General features: G+C 54.1%; 16 protein-coding genes. 10 read left to right on the top strand and 6 right to left on the bottom strand.

What is annotated here, in order from left to right; all coding sequences use genetic code 11:
• Positions 1–1,423, bottom strand: a 1,423-nt coding sequence (pxpB, locus tag DQG23_RS43860; RefSeq protein WP_146762413.1) for a 5-oxoprolinase subunit PxpB, incomplete at its 3' end; no start/stop codon positions are given.
• 1,061 nt (positions 1,424–2,484) lie between these two features.
• Between pxpB and DQG23_RS30655 the strand changes: the two genes are divergently transcribed.
• From DQG23_RS30655 to DQG23_RS30625, 7 genes are all read left to right on the top strand, one after another.
• Positions 2,485–3,603 (top strand): sulfate ABC transporter substrate-binding protein, encoded by a 1,119-nt coding sequence (locus DQG23_RS30655; RefSeq protein ID WP_113034848.1) that lies wholly within the window; start codon positions 2,485–2,487, stop codon positions 3,601–3,603.
• A gap of 21 nt (positions 3,604–3,624) precedes the next feature.
• Complete coding sequence (cysT, locus tag DQG23_RS30650) at positions 3,625–4,461, top strand: sulfate ABC transporter permease subunit CysT (protein WP_113034847.1); 837 nt, start codon at positions 3,625–3,627, stop codon at positions 4,459–4,461.
• Between the two features lie 15 nt (positions 4,462–4,476).
• Positions 4,477–5,382: a sulfate ABC transporter permease subunit CysW gene (gene cysW / locus DQG23_RS30645; protein ID WP_113034846.1), complete on the top strand. Its 906-nt coding sequence runs from the start codon at positions 4,477–4,479 to the stop codon at positions 5,380–5,382.
• A gap of 54 nt (positions 5,383–5,436) precedes the next feature.
• Positions 5,437–6,522, top strand: a complete 1,086-nt coding sequence (locus tag DQG23_RS30640; protein ID WP_113034845.1) for a sulfate/molybdate ABC transporter ATP-binding protein — start codon at positions 5,437–5,439, stop codon at positions 6,520–6,522.
• A gap of 507 nt (positions 6,523–7,029) precedes the next feature.
• Positions 7,030–7,860, top strand: coding sequence for an alpha/beta hydrolase family protein (locus DQG23_RS30635; RefSeq protein ID WP_113034844.1), 831 nt, complete (start codon positions 7,030–7,032; stop codon positions 7,858–7,860).
• A 59-nt stretch (positions 7,861–7,919) separates the two neighbouring features.
• The gene (locus tag DQG23_RS30630; protein WP_113034843.1) at positions 7,920–8,132 is read left to right on the top strand and encodes a YezD family protein; all 213 of its coding nucleotides are present in this window, start codon (positions 7,920–7,922) and stop codon (positions 8,130–8,132) included.
• A 153-nt stretch (positions 8,133–8,285) separates the two neighbouring features.
• Complete coding sequence (locus tag DQG23_RS30625; RefSeq protein WP_113034842.1) at positions 8,286–8,783, top strand: SMI1/KNR4 family protein; 498 nt, start codon at positions 8,286–8,288, stop codon at positions 8,781–8,783.
• Between the two features lie 132 nt (positions 8,784–8,915).
• Here the strand turns inward: DQG23_RS30625 and ppdK are convergent, their stop codons facing one another.
• Positions 8,916–11,645 (bottom strand): pyruvate, phosphate dikinase, encoded by a 2,730-nt coding sequence (gene ppdK / locus DQG23_RS30620; protein ID WP_113034858.1) that lies wholly within the window; start codon positions 11,643–11,645, stop codon positions 8,916–8,918.
• A 344-nt stretch (positions 11,646–11,989) separates the two neighbouring features.
• Here ppdK and uraA point away from each other — a divergent pair, with 344 nt between their 5' ends.
• Entirely contained in the window at positions 11,990–13,252 is a 1,263-nt protein-coding gene (uraA, locus tag DQG23_RS30615) for a uracil permease (protein WP_113034841.1), read from the top strand.
• 80 nt (positions 13,253–13,332) lie between these two features.
• Here the strand turns inward: uraA and DQG23_RS30610 are convergent, their stop codons facing one another.
• On the bottom strand, positions 13,333–13,764 hold the full coding sequence (locus DQG23_RS30610) for a methylglyoxal synthase (protein WP_113034840.1): 432 nt from the start codon (positions 13,762–13,764) through the stop codon (positions 13,333–13,335).
• A gap of 165 nt (positions 13,765–13,929) precedes the next feature.
• On the bottom strand, positions 13,930–14,394 hold the full coding sequence (locus tag DQG23_RS30605) for a nucleoside deaminase (protein ID WP_158560779.1): 465 nt from the start codon (positions 14,392–14,394) through the stop codon (positions 13,930–13,932).
• 183 nt (positions 14,395–14,577) lie between these two features.
• On the opposite strand from DQG23_RS30605, the gene DQG23_RS30600 reads away from it, so the two are divergent.
• Complete coding sequence (locus DQG23_RS30600; protein ID WP_113034839.1) at positions 14,578–15,450, top strand: SDR family oxidoreductase; 873 nt, start codon at positions 14,578–14,580, stop codon at positions 15,448–15,450.
• Between the two features lie 45 nt (positions 15,451–15,495).
• Here the strand turns inward: DQG23_RS30600 and DQG23_RS30595 are convergent, their stop codons facing one another.
• Positions 15,496–16,488, bottom strand: coding sequence for an NADPH:quinone oxidoreductase family protein (locus DQG23_RS30595; RefSeq protein WP_113034838.1), 993 nt, complete (start codon positions 16,486–16,488; stop codon positions 15,496–15,498).
• A 700-nt stretch (positions 16,489–17,188) separates the two neighbouring features.
• Entirely contained in the window at positions 17,189–17,845 is a 657-nt protein-coding gene (locus DQG23_RS30585) for a phosphatase PAP2 family protein (protein WP_113034836.1), read from the bottom strand.
• Between the two features lie 372 nt (positions 17,846–18,217).
• Here DQG23_RS30585 and DQG23_RS30580 point away from each other — a divergent pair, with 372 nt between their 5' ends.
• Positions 18,218–18,565, top strand: a complete 348-nt coding sequence (locus DQG23_RS30580; protein WP_113034835.1) for a phasin family protein — start codon at positions 18,218–18,220, stop codon at positions 18,563–18,565.
• Positions 18,566–18,594 lie beyond the last annotated feature (29 nt).

The following is an 18,594-nucleotide window of genomic DNA, read 5'->3' as shown; positions in this document are numbered from 1 at the left end:
CGGCCACGTAGGCGCGGCAGCCCGCGGCGCACGCGCCGAAGCGCAGCACGGCGCCGCGCCGCACGAGCACGGGCCGCCATGCGGGCACGGGGCGGCCGTCGATCGCGGGCGACAGCTCGCCGCCGCAGATGGCGATCAGCGTGTCTTCCGCGAATGCCAGCTCCGGCCCGGCAAGCGTCACCTCCAGAGCCGCCGCTCCCTCGTCGTTGCCGACAAGCACGTTCACGGTACGCAGCGCAAACGCATCGACCGCACCGCTCCAAGGAACGCCGTAGCGCTGCGAGCCCGTTCGTCCCAAATCCTGCACCGTCGTATACAGACCGGGCTTCAGCACGCGGATCGGCGCTTGCCCGACCTCTGTCTGCGGGCGGAGCCCCTGTCCCGCTCCGCCTACTCCTGCCGCAAGCCCTTCAACCGTTTGTTCCGTATGTGCAAACCGCACGTACTCCGCATCCCCGATCGGCCGGAACCGCACCTTATCGCCGACTTCAAGCAGCGAGGGCGGCGTTTGTTCCGGACGGAACAAACGGATCGGAGTACGCCCGATCAGCTGCCAGCCTCCAGGGCTTGCGAGCGGGTAAACGCCGGTCTGTTTCCCGCCTATGCCTACCGAGCCCTCGGGAACGGATAAACGCGGCGTTCCGCGCCGAGGCGTCGCAATTTCCTCCGCCATTCCGCCTAAATAAGGGAAGCCCGGTGTGAAACCGAGCATGTATACCGTATACTCGGCCTCGGCATGCCGTCGGATCAAAGCCTCTTCGGTTATGCCGTGATAACGCGCAGCCACTTCTAAATCCAGACCGTATTCGTCTCCATATCGCACGGGGATTTCCACTATACGGGGCGTTTCCGTCTCCTGCTCCGTTACCTCTCCCAGCAAATCCTCCAAAACATCGCAAACGATGCGGAAAGGCGACGAAGCCCGATCAAACGATGCCGTTTCGACTTGCCCCCGCTCCGTATAAACACCTTCATTAATACTGACTTGCTCGCCCCGTCTAACTTGCCCGGTTTGCTTGTCTTGCCCATATTGCCCGTCTCGCCAACCTTGCCCCTCTTTTCCACCTTGCCCGTCCCGCCAGTCTCGCCCATCTTGTCCGCCTTGTCCACATTGCCTAACTTGCCCGTTTTTTTCGCCTTGACCGCCCATCCCATCTTTCCCGCTTTTCTCCCTATCTGGACAGCCATACCGAAACTCCATCGCTCCGGTCACCTGCACAAGATCATAAAAAACGGCCACCGCTGCAAACGAAGGCACCGTCTCGATCATCCCCGGAAACGGCTGCTCGTTCAAAAGCGCATCGAATAAGCGTACTTTCCGGTGTGTCTCCTCGCTCAAATGCTCACCGAACCTTATGACGACAGCCTGATCCCCTAGCGGATAAAGCGTCGCATCGCCAACCTTTCGCTCCATGCTTTCCATAGCCGCTCCTCCATCGCCGTTAGTCCCTTCATTGTAGCAAAGACCGGAGCTCTTTGCCGTATCAAAGTATTTGATTCCAGGCTTGATGCAGTAGCGAATGGACTTCCCTCCTCGTCGGGAAATGATGCAAGCAGAGAGGAATGTGTGCGATGCCAAATGTGGGGCGACGGGCTTCGACGCATGTTGTGCAATGTATTGTTCCTTCTGCGCGATTATCGACGAACCGAGCAGTCCCCTTCGCTCCCTTCCCTCCAAACCCGACGAGGCCCGCTCGAGTCCTAATGAAGCTCCGGTTTTGAGAGCAAGCCAGTTACGCAAACACGGCTATCGTAATGGTTATGCACGAACCGTGCGATTAGTGGAGAAAACCTTATTGTTCATGAGGCTGACCTCACTATTTCACTGATAAGATGCTCGTTCTCGCCCCTTAGTGAGGCAAACACCACTATCAATTTCGTTTGTCTCACTAATAATTGCGTTTGCCTCATTACCTGACCAAAACACGGGTTTTCGGTTTGAAATAGTGAAGGTTGCCTCACGAATAGTAATCTTTTCCTCATTATGAGCGTCACTATCCGCTGCACAATCAAATGCCTTACATTTTTTAGGATAAGCGTTGAAATACTAGATAGTAGTTTGACGGCGTTTGATCTAAGGTTCATTGCCGCTTTTCGTAAATAGCTCGCAGCTAAAAAGCAGCCGCGTCTGTACCTTGAATTTGATGCGGTCAACCTTCTAGCTGTAATTTACCCCCCACAATATTACACGTATGTTATTATCGTAAATTCTCTACTTTTTCATGGCCAAGCTATCGATAAAATGCATTGACACGATTTCCCTGCAATGTTATGATCAATTCAATTCATAGTTAGTTTATAGGAATTATACGTATTGTCGACCGGACAGCCGGAGACACGTCGCTTCCACAGCCCAAATTCCCGATCCGTCGGGTTCGATTGCTGCATAAAGGCACTTGTTCATACCTTGCCAGCAGCCTTGCCGGAAGCATGTGGCTCGCTTTAGAGCCCCCTATCAAACAAGATTCGAAAGGGGTATTTCCAATGTCGGTCAGATCAAACAAAACCGCTAGTCCCATTTTCCGAAAAGGCTTCTTGTTCGCATTTCTTGCATTCATTCTCGTTCTTACCGCTTGCGGCTCCGGCAATACCGGAAGCACCAAACCAGCCGCCGGCTCCGCGGATCCATCCGCCAAACCGTCCGGTTCCGCTTCTCCAGCAGCATCTTCGGCGCCAAAGCCGGCGGTCGAGCTGCTCAACGTATCCTACGACCCTACCCGCGAGCTTTATCAATCCTACAACACGGCATTCGCAAAATATTGGAAAGAAAAAACCGGTCAAACCGTTACGTTCAAACAGTCTCACGGCGGCTCAGGCAAACAAGGCCGGGCGGTTATCGACGGGCTCGAAGCCGACGTCGTCACTTTGGCACTCGCTTATGATATCGATGAAATCCAAGCTAAAGGCCTGATCAACCCCGACTGGCAAAAACGGTTGAAAAACAACAGCGCCCCTTACACCTCGACTATCGTTTTTCTTGTCAGAAAAGGCAACCCGAAAGGCATTAAGGATTGGGACGATTTGGTCAAATCGGGCGTATCGGTCATCACGCCGAACCCGAAAACATCCGGGGGCGCACGCTGGAACTATGTTGCCGCATGGGGCTACGCTTACCAGAAATACGGCAAAGATGAGGCAAAAGCGAAAGAATTCGTCACCCAGCTCTTCAAAAACGTTCCCGTTCTCGACTCCGGCGCACGCGACTCTACGAACACATTCGTCCAACGCGGCATCGGCGACGTTCTGATCGCATGGGAAAACGAAGCATACCTGTCCATCAACGAGTTGGGCAAAGACAAATACGAAATCGTCGTGCCGTCCGTCAGCGTTCTCGCCGAGCCGCCTGTTTCCGTCGTTGACAAAATTGTCGACAAAAAAGGAACCCGCGAAGTCGCGAACGCCTACCTCGAATACTTGTATTCGGACGAAGGTCAGGAAATCGCCGCCAAAAACTACTACCGCCCGATTAACGAAAAATACGCAGGCAGCTTCCCTAAGCTGAACCTGTTCACGATCAACGACGAGCCGTTCGGCGGCTGGCAGGCCGTTCATAAGAAGCATTTTACCGACGGCGGCACGTTCGACCAAATTTATAAGCCTTAACGGCCGAGGAGTTTGATGACCATGTCGTTTCGATTGAAGGAACGAAGCATCCTCCCCGGCTTCGGAATAACGATGGGTTTTACCATAACGTATATGTGCCTGCTCGTCATGCTGCCGCTTGCATTGTTGTTCATAAGGGCGTCCGGCCTCGGCTGGAGCGCCTTCTGGGAAACCGTTACGGATGCGAGGGTACTCGCCGCATATAAGCTCAGCTTCGCCGCCTCGGCAGGGGCGGCTCTCGCCAACGTCGTATTCGGACTCATCGTCGCTTGGGTGCTCGTTCGGTACTCCTTTCCGGGCAAAAGGTTCGTCGATGCGATCGTCGACCTGCCCTTCGCTTTGCCCACGGCGGTGGCGGGCATTGCGCTGACGACGATTTACGCGCAGAACGGCTGGATCGGCAAGCTGCTCGATCCGCTTGGCATCAAGGTCGCGTACCATCCGATCGGCATCGTGCTCGCGCTGACGTTCATCGGCATTCCGTTCGTCGTACGCACGGTGCAGCCGGTTATCGAGCAGTTGTCCTCCGAAGTCGAAGACGCCGCCGCATCGCTTGGCGCATCCCGCTGGCGGACGTTCCGCCGGGTTATTTTGCCGCAGCTGACACCCGCTTTGCTGACGGGTTTTACCTTGGCATTCGCCCGTTCGCTCGGCGAGTACGGATCAGTCGTTTTCATCTCTGGCAATATGCCTATGAAAACGGAAATTGCGCCATTGCTCATCATGACGAAGCTGGAGCAGTACAATTATGGCGGCGCAACGGCTATAGCCGCTGTCATGCTTCTGATTTCATTCGTGCTGCTGCTTGCCATCAATATCGTCCAGCGGCGGGCCAACCGGTTTCGCCCTCTCGCATAGAAAGGAAGGGATTACATGGCAGGATCGGTTCCAACCGCTGCCGCTTCGCTTGCTCCGAATCCGTCTGCGCAGCACCGGACGGAATCCGGCTGGGTTAGATGGCTATTGATCGGCATCACGTTACTGTTTCTCGGCCTGATGCTCATTCTTCCGCTCGTTTCCATATTTGCCGAAGCTTTTCGCAAAGGCATTCAAGTATATTTCGCGGCTCTGAGCGAACCTGACGCAAGCGCCGCCATACGCCTGACGCTGCTGACGGCCCTTCTTTCGGTACCGCTGAACGCGCTGTTCGGCATAGCTGCCGCTTGGGCCATCACGAAGTTTCGTTTTCGCGGCAAGCAGTTTCTGATAACGCTGATCGACCTTCCGGTCGCCGTCTCGCCCGTCATATCGGGCCTCATCTTCGTCCTGATGTTCGGGGCGCACGGGTTGTTCGGGCCTTGGCTCAGCGAGCACGATATCAAAATCATCTTCGCGCTTCCGGGCATCGTGCTGGCCACCACGTTCGTTACGTTTCCTTTCGTCGCCCGCGAGCTGATTCCGCTCATGCAGGCGCAAGGAACGGAAGAGGAAGAAGCGGCGGTGACCCTCGGTGCCAAAGGCTGGCGCATTTTCTGGAAAGTGACGCTGCCTAATATCAAATGGGGGCTGCTGTACGGCGTCATCCTAAGCAATGCCCGGGCCATGGGCGAATTCGGAGCGGTTTCCGTCGTATCCGGCCATATCCGCGGATCCACGAATACGATTCCGCTGCACATTCAAATTTTATACAACGAATATCAATTCGCAGCCTCCTTCGCCATCGCTTCGCTTCTGGTGCTCCTTGCAGCGCTGACGCTGGCCGTTAAAGGCCTGATGGAGTGGAATATGAAGCGCCAAGCTGCGGCGAATGAAGCCAGGCTTCTGAAGGCCGTAACCTAACGATCGGCACAGCAGGTTTATGAACATCCAATAACGACAAGGAGGAATCCGGCCATGCAAATCGCGGTCCGGCAGCTGTCGAAACGATTCGGCAGCTTTCAGGCGGTAGACGGGGTCAGCTTTGAGATCGGCGAAGGAAAGCTCGTCGGCCTGCTCGGTCCGAGCGGCGGCGGGAAAACGACGATTTTGCGCATGCTGGCAGGTTTGGAGGAACCCGATTCGGGAGAGCTTTTTTTCGGCGATCGCAAGGTCAACCGCCTTTCGCCGCAAGAACGGGAAATCGGGTTCGTGTTTCAGCATTATGCGCTTTTCCAGCATATGACGGTTTATGAGAACATCGCATTCGGCCTGCAGACCAAAATGAAGCAGCTCCCCGATGCGATACGCCGCAACGGCAAGGCATATATCGATCAACGCGTGAACGAGCTGCTTGCGCTGATCGGACTCTCCGATCTGGCCGCCCGCTTCCCGCATCAGCTGTCCGGCGGACAAAAGCAGCGCGTCGCGTTCGCCCGTGCGCTCGCTCCCGAGCCTAAGCTACTGCTGCTCGACGAACCTTTTGCGGCGATGGACGCCAAAGTACGGCGCGAGCTGCGAGGCTGGCTGCGCGAGATGATCGACAGGCTCGGCATTACGACGATCTTCGTGACGCACGACCAGGAAGAAGCCGTCGAAGTAGCGGACGAAATGCTTATTCTGCAGCAAGGCCGCTTGGAGCAGCAAGGCTCTCCGGTCGATATGTATACGAAGCCGCGGACGCCTTTTGTGGCGGGCTTCATCGGGGAGTCGATCCGGGTTGAAGGCTTATCGCGGTGGAAAGGCTTCGAGGAAACACCGCCCGATGCCGAGGCGTTCGTTCGTCCCGAATGGATCGAGATCGGCACGGCGAAAGAAGTGCCGCTGAAATCCGCAGCGCGGCTCGGCGTCGTTGAGAACTGCCTGTTCCGCGGCAGCCAATGGCTCATCGAGGCGAAGGTGGATGACACGAAGCTGTTCGCTTACCGCCCGGTGGAGCTCGGACCGCTACAGCCGAACACGGCGGTATTCGTACTGCTGCACAGAGCGTATGCTTTTCGCGGCCAGGAGTCCTTTCCGCTGGAAAATACGCTCAAGAACGACCCGCAGCCGGTGCACATTTAATCCGGTCCGGCAAAACGGATGACGGCCTGCCGCCGTCCGCTTCGCTTGCATCATACGCCGCCAGGCCAGTTTTCGGCACACCGCACGGAACTGCCGCGTAACGCATTAAGCGAGCCCTACACCGGGAGCCGACTCATTACGCGTAAGCTCGTAGTCCTTCAACTCTAATTGACCAAGCGTCTGTGTTGGGTCTCCCAACACTTAATGGAAAAACTGCAGTTATTTTTCGGAAATTTCGTCAATCTATCGATCTTAATGGAAAACCTACAGCTAATATTTTCGAAAATGCCCTAATAAGCAAAATTACTCAAAATTAGCTGTAGTTTTTCCCGTTAACCCCCTATATTTCGCCTTGTAGCTGAAATTAGCTGCAGGTTTTCCATTTAATTACCCGAACCGCCGCCGTAACCTTAGATTATACGCGGTCAAGCTGCTAGGTCAGTCCGCATCACCCTTGCCCTTCGCATAATAGCGGCAAGCCCGAACGATCGAGAGGAGAGACATCATATGGAACATACCATTTCAATCCGCACGGCGACCGGCTCTTTAGCCGGAACGCTGCATTATCCGACGAACGCCACAGAAACCGAAGCCGCCAAGCCATGCCGCCACCCGCTTGTCGTTATTTGCCACGGCTTCATCGGCAACCGGATCGGCGTCGACCGGCTATTCGTAAAAGCGGCTCGTTCGCTCAGCGCGAGGGGTTATATGGTGCTCCGATTCGATTATGAGGGCTGCGGCGAAAGTGAGGGCGAATACGGTACAGGCGGACTCGACAGCCTGATCGGGCAGACGCGCAGCGCCCTGGATTACGGGCTTTCGATCGATTGCGTCGACCCGAGCCGCGTCGTGCTGCTCGGCCATAGTCTCGGCGGGGCTGTCGCCCTGCTGACTGCAGCGCAGGATAAACGCGTCAAAACGCTTGTCCTATGGGCCGCCGTCGCCCATCCGCTCAGCGACATCGTGCGGGTGACGGGCAAGCGAGTCTATGAAGAAGCGCAGCAGGTCGGGCGTGCCGATCATTCCGGCTATGCATTCACGCCGGACTTCTTCGCTTCGCTGACCCGCCATCATCCGCTCGAGCAAACGCGCAAGTTTACCGGCGACGTTCTGCTTGTTCACGGAACCGGCGACGAGGTCATCCCCGTCGACTATTGCTTCCTGTACGAGAAGCTCTTGTGGCTGCGCAGCCAGGGCCAGTGCGACAAGGAAGTCATTTTGCAGGCGAACCATACGTTCTCCTCGCTTGATCACACCGAGCAATTGCTGGAGCGAACCGGCAATTGGCTGAGCTATATCCGCAAACGGAACGCGGAATGGCTCGACTGGACGATTTAACACCTAAAGCGGATTTAGCTGGGTTTCATATGCAGCTGCAGGAACGGGAGGCAAAAAATATGGCTAAATCGTTTGAGCTTGACGAGCTTTGGCTGAACCGAATTAAGGACAATCTGAACGGACTCGCCTACGGCATCGTCCAAATCGTCGTTCACGACGGTCAAATCGTGCAAATCGAACGGACGGAGCGCCAGCGCTTCGACGCAGAGGCCGGCAGGGTACAGTCGAAATCCGCGCCGCCTGATTCTTCGAACAGAAGGCCAAAGCAATAGCAAGGCGCATAGTTAAACCGGGACAAATGCCGATAGGCATTTTTATCCCGGTTTCTTTTATATATGGCTCCGTTAAAAATGATGCCGATATTTGAACAACAAGAACTGTCGTTCTATAATAGTTATATATAAATAAGGGCCAGAAGGTGGGCTATGAATAAAAAAATCGGTGAATTTATGATTTGGGCTAATGAAAACGGTTGGGATATAACCCAAAAATCCCGTTTTCAATTAAATTTAGATAGTTGCATCACATCTAGATATAAAGAAATTCCTAATGAATATTTAGATTTTTTATGTGCGGTCAAACATTGCATTACACCGAATGAGAAGACTTGGTTTATTTGTGAGGATGAGTTCAATAATAGCTCAGATAGTGTATTTAAATGGAATGAATATGAATTGCTCAGTTTAGAAGCAGCAAGGGATGATGATAGTTGGAAATCAGAAATAACGACGTGGTGGGATGGTTACTTGCCGATCGTTATGTCGGTTGATGATGGATATTCCTTCTACGCGATTGATTTAATGAATGATAAAGGCGCTATTGTACGCGGATCTGAACCTGAATTCGAAGAAGTTGAAAAAGCAGCAAATTCTCTTGAAGAATTTTTTGAATTATTGATGTCGAAGTCAATACAGTTCCAGTGATAACTAAAGGTAACCGCTCCGGCAACTCTACCGAACTAACTTTACCGATCAAAACGAGTTTTTTCTCCGTCATTATCGGAGCATATTTCAAAAAAAGATGACCCCCGACAATTCAGGGGTCATCTTCGTATCTTATCTCACGGCCATCTCTTCAGCCTTCCCGCTCGCTTGCGGCTCCGACGCGGCCGCGGCTTCCTTTGCGGCTTTCGCTTCGCGGTCGCGCACGACGAGCTCCGCTTGTGCGGCGGCAATTCTCGCGAGCGGCACGCGGTATGGCGAGCAGCTCACATAGTCGACGCCGGTTGCGCGGCAGAACAAGATCGACTGCTTATTGCCGCCGTGTTCGCCGCAAACGCCGGTCTTGAGCGTTGGATTGGCCGCTCTGCCCTTCGTTACCGCCAAATCGATCAGCTGTCCTACGCCATCCTCGTCAAGCACCTCGAACGGGTTCGCAGGCAGCAGCTTCGTGTCGACGTAATGCGTCAAGAATTTCCCTTCCGCATCGTCGCGGCTGTAGCCGAACGTCATTTGCGTCAGATCGTTCGTACCGAACGAGAAGAAATCGGCGTATTGTGCGATGTCCTTAGCCGTCAGCGCGGCGCGCGGCACTTCAATCATCGTGCCGATCCGGAACGGCACGGCTGTGCCTGCCGCTTCCTGAACGCGCAGCGCCACCGCTTCGATCGTCTCGCGCATCAGCTTCAGTTCGTTGACATGGCCGACGAGCGGAACCATAATGTCCGGGCGGACATCGACGCCATCGCGCTTGCAATCGGCAGCCGCAAGCAAAATCGCCTCGACCTGCATCTCGTAAATTTCCGGGAACACGATACCGAGACGGCAGCCGCGGTGTCCGAGCATCGGATTCGATTCATGAAGCTGGCGCACCTTGCGGATCAACTGCTCAAGCCGTTTTTGCTCGCCTTCCGGTTCGTTAGCCGTTCCTCCAAGCACGAGCGCTTGGTGACGAAGCAGCAGCTCCTCCAGGTTCGGCAAAAACTCATGAAGCGGCGGGTCGAGCAGGCGAATCGTCACCGGCAACCCTTCCATCGCGCGCAGCATGCCGTCGAAATCCGCACGCTGCATAGGCAGCAGACGGGCAAGCGCGCTGCGGCGGTCCGTTTCATTCTCCGCCAAAATCATTTCCTGCACGACCGGCAGCCGGTCCTGCGACATAAACATATGCTCGGTTCTGCACAGCCCGATTCCTTCGGCGCCAAACTGACGCGCTTTGGCCGCATCCTCCGGATTATCGGCATTCGCCTGCACGCCGAGCGTACGGACTTCGTCCGCCCATTCCAGCAATTGCGACAGATCGCCGTCGATTTCCGGCTCGCGCAGCTTCACCGCACCGCGAATGAGCCGTCCCGTCGCACCGTCGATCGAGATGATGTCGCCTTCCGCAATGCGAACGCCGTCCACTACGAAAGCGCGCTCCTCGTCGTTGATGCGCAGCTTCTCGCAGCCGCAAATACAAGGCTTGCCCATCCCCCGCGCTACGACCGCCGCGTGGCTCGTCATGCCGCCTCGGCTCGTGACGACGCCTTCAGCCGCAATTACGCCATGGATGTCCTCCGGCGACGTTTCTTCCGTCACGAGAATGACCTTTTTGCCGGAGCGTCCCCATGCTTCCGCCGTATCGGCATCGAACACCGCCATGCCCGAAGCGGCGCCCGGCGAAGCAGGCAGTCCCGTAGCGATGACATCAAGCTTATCCTCGCCTTCGATCGCCCGGTGCAGAAGCTGGTTCAGATGCTCCATCTCGATCCGCTGCAAAGCTTCTTCCTTTGTGATCAAGCCTTCCTGTTCGAGCTGAACCGCGATGCGAACCGCCGCTTTCGCCGTACGTTTGCCGTTGCGCGTTTGCAATATAAATAAGGTGCCTTTTTCGACCGTAAATTCGATGTCCTGCATATCCTTGTAATGGCGCTCAAGACGCTGGGCCGTTTCCAACAGCTGGTCGTATACGACCGGCATTTCCTGCTGCAGCAGCGCAACCGCCAGCGGCGTACGCACTCCCGCTACGACATCCTCGCCTTGGGCTTTGGTCAAATATTCTCCGAACAGAACCGCTTCGCCCGTGGACGGATTGCGCGTAAATACGACGCCCGTTCCGCTGTCATCTCCGCGATTGCCGAAAACCATCGATTGAACGTTGACCGCCGTGCCTTGCGCTTCGGGAATGTTGTACAGATTTCTGTAAACGATGGCACGCTGGTTGTTCCAGGAGCGGAACACCGCGTCTACGGCAAGCGCAAGCTGCTCGTAAACGTTTTGCGGGAATACGCGGTTCGTTTGACGTTCGATAATCGCTTTGTATTGATCGATCATTTGCATCCAATCGGCTGCCGTCATCTCGCCGTCCTCGGTGAAGCCGCGATCCTTCTTATAACGCTTCAGCGCGTGCTCGAACATATGGCTCTCAACGTTAAAAACAACGTTTCCGAACATTTGAACGAGACGCCGGTAACAATCGTATGCGAACCGCTCATCTCCGGTTTGGCGCGCCAGCCCTCGAACGGTTACGTCATTCAAGCCAAGGTTGAGGATCGTGTCCATCATGCCCGGCATCGACGAGACCGAACCGGAACGGACGGATACGAGCAGCGGCCGCTCGGAATCCCCAAAAGTTTCTTGCTTCTTCGCCTCCAGCTCCGTCATCGCCTGACGAATATCGTCAAGCAAGCCGTTCGGCATCGTCTTTCCAGCTGCATAGAAAGCCCGGCAGGCATCCGTCGTAACCGTAAACCCCGGAGGGACCGGAAGCCCGGCTTTCGTCATTTCCGCCAAATTCGCCCCTTTACCCCCAAGCGTTTCCTTCAGCTTAGCATTCCCTGCCTCGAACGGCATAACCCACTTCATATCGTTTTCCTCCTTGGCGCGCCAATAATGATGAATGATTGATTTATATAGTACGTCATAATTCTTAATTAATACATACCATATGTAAATGTAATGCGCAATATATTTTCCGAAAAATAAACGCTCGCAAGCCGTTTTTTTCCTGCCCAAAAACAAACCCAAACAGGCTTTTTTTGCAGTCCCGGCAACGCTTTTACGGACAAATTAGAGACCTATTCATAAATGTTAATATTTTGTGAAAAAATAGCTGTCCAAACGGTTAATTTCTGTTAATATATTGCGTGGAGCAAAGATGCTCGAATTTTGTCGAATATGTAAACGTTTAATCGAGGAGGAAACGATTCGTGTCACGAGTCATTCAAGTCAACGAACGCCCCGCTCCGTTCAAGAGTGTGCTGCTTAGCTTGCAGCATCTTTTTGCCATGTTCGGATCGACAGTGCTTGTACCGATTTTATTCAAGGTCGACCCGGCCACCATTCTATTGATGAACGGGATCGGGACACTGCTTTACATCTTTATATGCAAAGGTAAAATTCCGGCTTACCTGGGGTCGAGCTTCGCCTTCCTGTCGCCTGTGTTTGTCGTGCTTGGCACAAGCAGCTATGAAGCGGCTCTCGGGGCTTTTATCGTAGTCGGGGTTATTTTCACGCTGGTGGGACTTCTGGTGAAGTGGATAGGGACGAGCTGGATCGACGTCGTATTCCCGCCGGCAGCCATGGGCGCGATCGTGGCCATCATCGGGCTCGAGCTTATTCCTGTCGCCGCCGAGATGGCAGGCTTGATTAGCCCGGCCGGCGCAAAAGACTGGTCGATCGACGGCAAAACGATCGCCGTATCGCTGACGACGCTTGGCGTCGTCGTGCTCGGCAACGTACTGCTGCGCGGCTTCCTGAAAATCATTCCGATTCTAATCGGAATTGTGGCTGGCTACGCTCTGGCTGCATCGCTGGGCATGGTGAAGTTTGACACTGTCGACGCCGCCTCCACTTTGTCCTTGCCGACATTCTATACGCCTGTTTTCGACTGGTCGGCGATCGCGATCATCGCGCCGGCAGCGCTTGTCGTCATCGTCGAGCATATCGGACATTTGCTTGTGACGAGCAACATCGTGGGCAAAGATTTGTCCAAGGACCCGGGGCTCGATCGTTCTTTGCTCGGCAACGGCATCTCGACGATTATATCCGGCTTTGTCGGCTCGACGCCTAATACGACGTACGGCGAAAACATCGGCGTGCTGGCCATCACCCGCGTCTACTCGACTTGGGTAATCGGCGGAGCGGCGGTAATCGCTATCGTCCTTTCGTTCTTCGGCAAACTGGCGGCCCTTATTCAAGCGATTCCGACCCCTGTAATGGGCGGCGTGTCGCTTCTGTTGTTCGGCGTCATCGGCGTGTCCGGCATTCGCATCCTTGTGGAATCGAAGGTAGACTATTCCAAGCCGTCCAACATGATTCTGACATCCGTCGTCTTGGTTATCGGACTTAGCGGCACTACGTTTACTTGGGGCAATTTCTCGATGAAGGGAATGGCGCTCGCCACCGTCGTCGCGATTATCCTCAGCCTGCTGTTCAAGCTGTTCGAGAAGCTGAAGCTGTCGAACGAATAACGCGTTTCCGGCACAAACAAATACGAGCTTATCCGCCATGATCGTTGCGGACAAGCTCGTTTCTTTATTTGCAGCATCCGTTAGCCCTCCGTGCCGCTTCTTTTATAGACTTTATATTTATGGATGACTTCGCGCCAGGCAAAATCGCCGCGCTCCAGCGATTTTACAAGCAGCTCCGCCGTAGCGATATTGCTCGCGACAGGTACGCACTGCACATCGCATAATCGCAGCAGCGCGGTTACGTCCGGCTCATGTGCCAAAGCGGCAAGCGGATCTCGCAGGAATATGACCGCGTCGATTTCATTTTGCGCCACCAGCGCTCCGATCTGCTGGTCTCCCCCGAGCGGCCCCGGCTTCAGCCTGCTAACTTTAAGCTTCGCTTCCTCGACGATCATCGCCCCCGTTGCGCCCGTCGCAAAAACGGTATGTCTGCCGAACACGCCGCTGTAAGCAATGACGAAATTCACGAGCTCTTCTTTCTTCGCATCATGAGCAATCAACGCAATGTTCATACGGTCTCCCTCGCCTTGTTGTTATTTTTTCTAACATTTATTTTCATTATACAGATTTATTCTGTTTTTTCAAATATGAATGTAATATTAAATAACATTAATAAGCGACTTGCAATAATTTTCTTTGATTTAAAGTTATGTTATATTACATAAAACTAACACCAACTAAGACATCGGCTTATTTCTATTCGTCCACACCTCAAACGGCTCCGTATACCCTTCGGGGTTTACCCGGATCATGCGAAGCTCCCGGCGTTCGACGGGAAGCGAAAGCTCCTTATACAAATACTCGTCGTCAAATCCGAAAGTCGCCGCTTCCTTTATGTCACAAGCGTAATAAACAACGTCGGGCTTCGCCCAATAAATGGCTCCGAGGCACATCGGGCAGGGCTCGCAGCTCGTGTAAAGCTCGCAGCCCTCCAGCGAAACGGAGCCAAGCGATTCGCAGGCTTTGCGGATCGCTTGCATCTCGGCATGCGCAGTCGGGTCATGAAGCTCCGTCATTTGGTTGACGCCTTCCGCCACGATAACGCCGTCCTTGACGATAATCGCCGCGAACGGCTCCTCGCCCGCTTCCGCCGCCTGCCGGCGAGCAAGCGCTATACATGCTTTCATCACGTTCATATCCATTTCTCGAACCTCATTCCTTTCTCGCACTATGATATTTTTCAGCGAACGGAGCATAATCCCATGAGAAAACAATAACTCAGGAAAACATTTCACCTTCGATTTCAATATGACAGAGGTTGTCATAAATCCGCGATACAATGAAGAAGAAGCAGCACTTAACCAAGCTTGAACGGAGGATATAAGATGACGAAACTGCTTGGCAAGGTAGCGGTTGTGGCAGGAGGAACGAGGGGTGCGGGGCGCGGCATCGCCGCAGCGCTTGGCTCGGAGGGAGCGACCGTATATGTAACGGGCCGAAGCGTCAGGGGGCAAGCATCCGCCATGAAACGCACGGAAACCATTGAAGAAACTGCAGAGCTTGTAACGGCAAACGGCGGTAAAGGCATACCGGTGCGCGTCGACCATACGGTCGAGGAAGAGGTCAAGTGGCTGTTCGAACGCGTCAACCGCGAGCAGAACGGACAGCTTGACCTACTCGTCAACGACATATGGGGCGGAGATCCTTTATGCACCTGGGGAAAATCGTTCTGGGAGCAATCACTGCCCGACGGGCTGCAAATGCAGCGGCAAGCCGTACACGCCCATATCATGACTAGCTACTATGGAGCTCCGCTTATGATCGCGAACAAAAGCGGGCTGATCATCGAGATTACCGATGGCGTCGATTACAAATACCGCGGCAACCTGTATTACAGCCTCGCCAAAGTATCTGCGATCCACCTCGCCGAAGCGATGGCGGAAGAGCTGCGGCCGCACGGAGTTACCGCTCTGGCGCTGACGCCGGGCTTTCTCCGTTCGGAAGCGATGCTCGACCATTTCGGCGTCACCGAGGCGAATTGGCGCGATGCGGCGGTTCAAGATCCGCATTTTATCGCATCGGAAACGACCGCCTATATCGGAAGCGCAGTCGCCGCCCTGGCCGGCGATCCTAACATCGCGGCCAAGGCCGGCAAAGCGACAAGCACATGGGAGCTTAGCGACGAATACGGCTTCATCGATGCCGACGGAAGCCGCCCCCACTGGGGACGGTACTTCGCAGAGCACATCGGCGACTAAGCCGGAGCGTTATCCGGCAATCGCCCGATTAACAACTCGTTTCGATCAAAGTTTGACGATCGTTCTGCCCGTTCCGGTTCCCTGCAGGAGCCGGGACGCCGCTTGCCGCAGCTCGTCCAGCGTAACCTCGCGGCTGATCGATTCCGAGAGCTGTTTGGGCTTCAGCTCGTTCGCCATACGCGCCCATAAGGCCGAACGCGTTTCCGCCGGACAATAAACCGAATCGATGCCGAGCAGATTCACCCCACGCAAAATAAACGGATAAACGGATGTCGGAACGTCCCCGCCGCCGGTCAAGCCGCTGACGGCAACAGAGCCGCCGTAAAGTATTGCGCTCAATACATAAGCAAGCTGGCGCCCGCCGACCGGATCCACCGCGCCGGACCAGCGCTGCTTATCGAGCGGACGGATTTTCTCCGGCGCAAGCTCCGCGCGGTCGACGATCGACGCCGCTCCGAGGCTGCGCAAATAATCATGCTCGCTCGGCTTGCCCGTGCTTGCCGCAACCTCGTAGCCTAGTCCCGACAGCATGGAGACCGCCAAGCTGCCGACTCCTCCCGTCGCTCCCGTCACAAGCACCGGACCTTGATCCGGACGAAGCCCGTTCTGCTCCAAACGATGGATCGACAACGCCGCCGTAAATCCTGCCGTACCCAGCGCCATCGCCTCCCGGGCCGTTAATCCTTGCGGGACGGGCACAACCCAATCCCCAGGCACTCGGGCGTACTCGCTAAATCCGCCATGGTGCGAAATGCCGAGCTCGTAGCCGGTGACGAGGACTTCATCGCCCTCCTTATACCTCGGATCCTGCGAAGACGCGACGGTACCGGCCAAATCGATTCCCGGCACGATCGGGTATTTTTTGACGACCCTACCCTCCGGCGATAGCGCCAGAGCATCCTTGTAATTAATGCTGGAATAACGTACGCGAATCAATACGCCGCCTTCCGGCAAATCATCATGCGAGAGCTGCCCGATTGAGGCAAGGATGCCTTCTCCCTCTTGTTTTACGATCAGTGCCCGAAACGTTTCCGACATATAAAGTTTCCTCCTCGTCGTCTATTCGATCCCGAAATGTACCGGTCAAATTCCGCATACGTCGCTTTTAGCGTCCCATGATGCGGATGCGTATATTCCATGTGAAGTTCATCTAACAAAGCCTTATATTTCACGGAAGTTTCTCTGTAGAACTTCTCCATCACTTCCAGGCTTTGTCCCTTCACTTCTTCCGTCAGCCGGCGAACCGACGACATAACCTCCTCGAAGCTCGCCTTCGACATCGCCCCGAGCCTTCGCTCTGACTCAAGGGCAATCGCCGTTTGGCAGCCTTACCCGCTGACGTTTGCCTGAAATTGTACAATCGCATCTTTCAAAAAAAGGCCATCCCGCTGTCGTGTAGACATGGAGATAGCCGATATTGGCGTTGATTTGAACATGCAGCAGGAGTCCGAAAATTTCCGAGACCCTAACCAACATCATAACCAAAAGCATCGTATAAGTCTATTGTTTTCTCCCTCATTCGTACCACAATTAAGGATAGGGAACAACGCATAGCCAAACGGCGATGGCCGTAGATGCCGGTACGCACGAACGTTTTCCGCCGCTTCTACGGACACAAGGATAAACGCTTTCGAAGAAAGCGGCTTCGTAAGCATTAGCTAAGGACAGGCGCGTTTACGTAGAAATATTTTAAGAAAAGCCGGCCGATGACCGTTTGGCAACGCCGGCTTTTTTCCCATTATTGCTGCCGCGTAATGCCCGCTCTTGCATGAGCCGGCACCTTGCTCGTGCGCGACAAAAGGCGGTAAACGACTTCCACCAGCGCAATAGCCGCAATGACATCCAGAATAACATGCTGTTTGACAAATAAAGTGGAAAGTATAATCAATGAGGACATGCCGTATATCAGCGTCTGGTTCCATTTGTTCCGGAAGCTGCTCGTATAAAGAGCCTTCATGACCATGTAGCTTGAGAAACAATGAATGCTCGGAAAACAGTTGAACGGCTGATCGCGATTATAAATATACCCCACCAAAAGCGTAAAGGGATCCGAGCCTACCAGGATCGGACGGGGTACCGTCGTCTGAAAGACAAGATAGATCATATAACAGGTCAGCGCGCATAACACGTACGTTTTCAAGCTTTTGTAATACACGGCCGGATCTTTAATCAGAAAATATACCAAACAAGCATAGATGTAAAGAATCCACACCGAATAAGGCAGCGCGAAAATTTTCCAAAACGGTATGGCGCGGTCCAAATCGGTCACCAAATTATAGACCTTCTCGCCGGGTTTGTTCACGAACGCATACATCCAACCCAATACCGGAAATACAAGCATCCAAATCAAAGGCGTAAATCGTTTTCCTCTTAGCTGCTGCAGTTTGGCTAACAACTCCAATTCCTCCAATCCGTTTCCCTGACATCCTTGGCTATATCAATCTCTATCTCGACGAACAATCTGAACAAGTCTTAGTACCGACAGGCTCCCAGGGGTTATGAAACTCCTTTTTACTTCATTTACAAATTCTTAGCATAGCGTATGGACAACGATTTTGTCTACGGCTAATCAGCCCCAACTAATGAAAAATATCGCACATTTTGCCGAATCCTCCCACTATATAGACGAATTTGAAGAGCCTTACGTTCCGCTTTCGCGCCATATTCCCAAACTTATGAATAAGGAACCGTTTTCCACTAAAGACTACCTACCAAGAGCATGCCAAGGAAAAAAGGCGCACAATGGGCTCAAGGAGAGTGGCAAAACATGAGAGATATGATCGACAAAGCGCTATCGCTCGGATTCGGATTAGCGGCGACAAGCAAGGAACAAGTCGAAAAGCTCGTTGACGAGCTTGTCAAAAGAGGAGAAATGACGCGGAAAGAATCGCCGGATTACATCAACCGGCTTGTGGCCAAAGGGGAGGAAGCGCGCCATAAAGTCGAAACGATGGTGTCGGAGCGCGTGCAAGCTGCCTTGCGCGAGCTTCGCGTGGCGACGAAGGAGGACATCGAACGGCTGGAAAAACGGCTGGACGCATTGGAGCGCCAAACGAGCCCGCAGACGGCCGAAACGCGCGATCTCGAGCTGCCGGAGGGTCCGCAGGGCGTGTAAAGCGCCAAGCGTATAGCCTGCATACATTC

The sequence above is a fragment of the Paenibacillus contaminans genome, assembly GCF_003285015.1.
GTDB classification, from domain to species: Bacteria; Bacillota; Bacilli; order Paenibacillales; family NBRC-103111; genus Paenibacillus_V; species Paenibacillus_V contaminans.
This window is presented reverse-complemented; position numbering and strand designations above follow the sequence as displayed.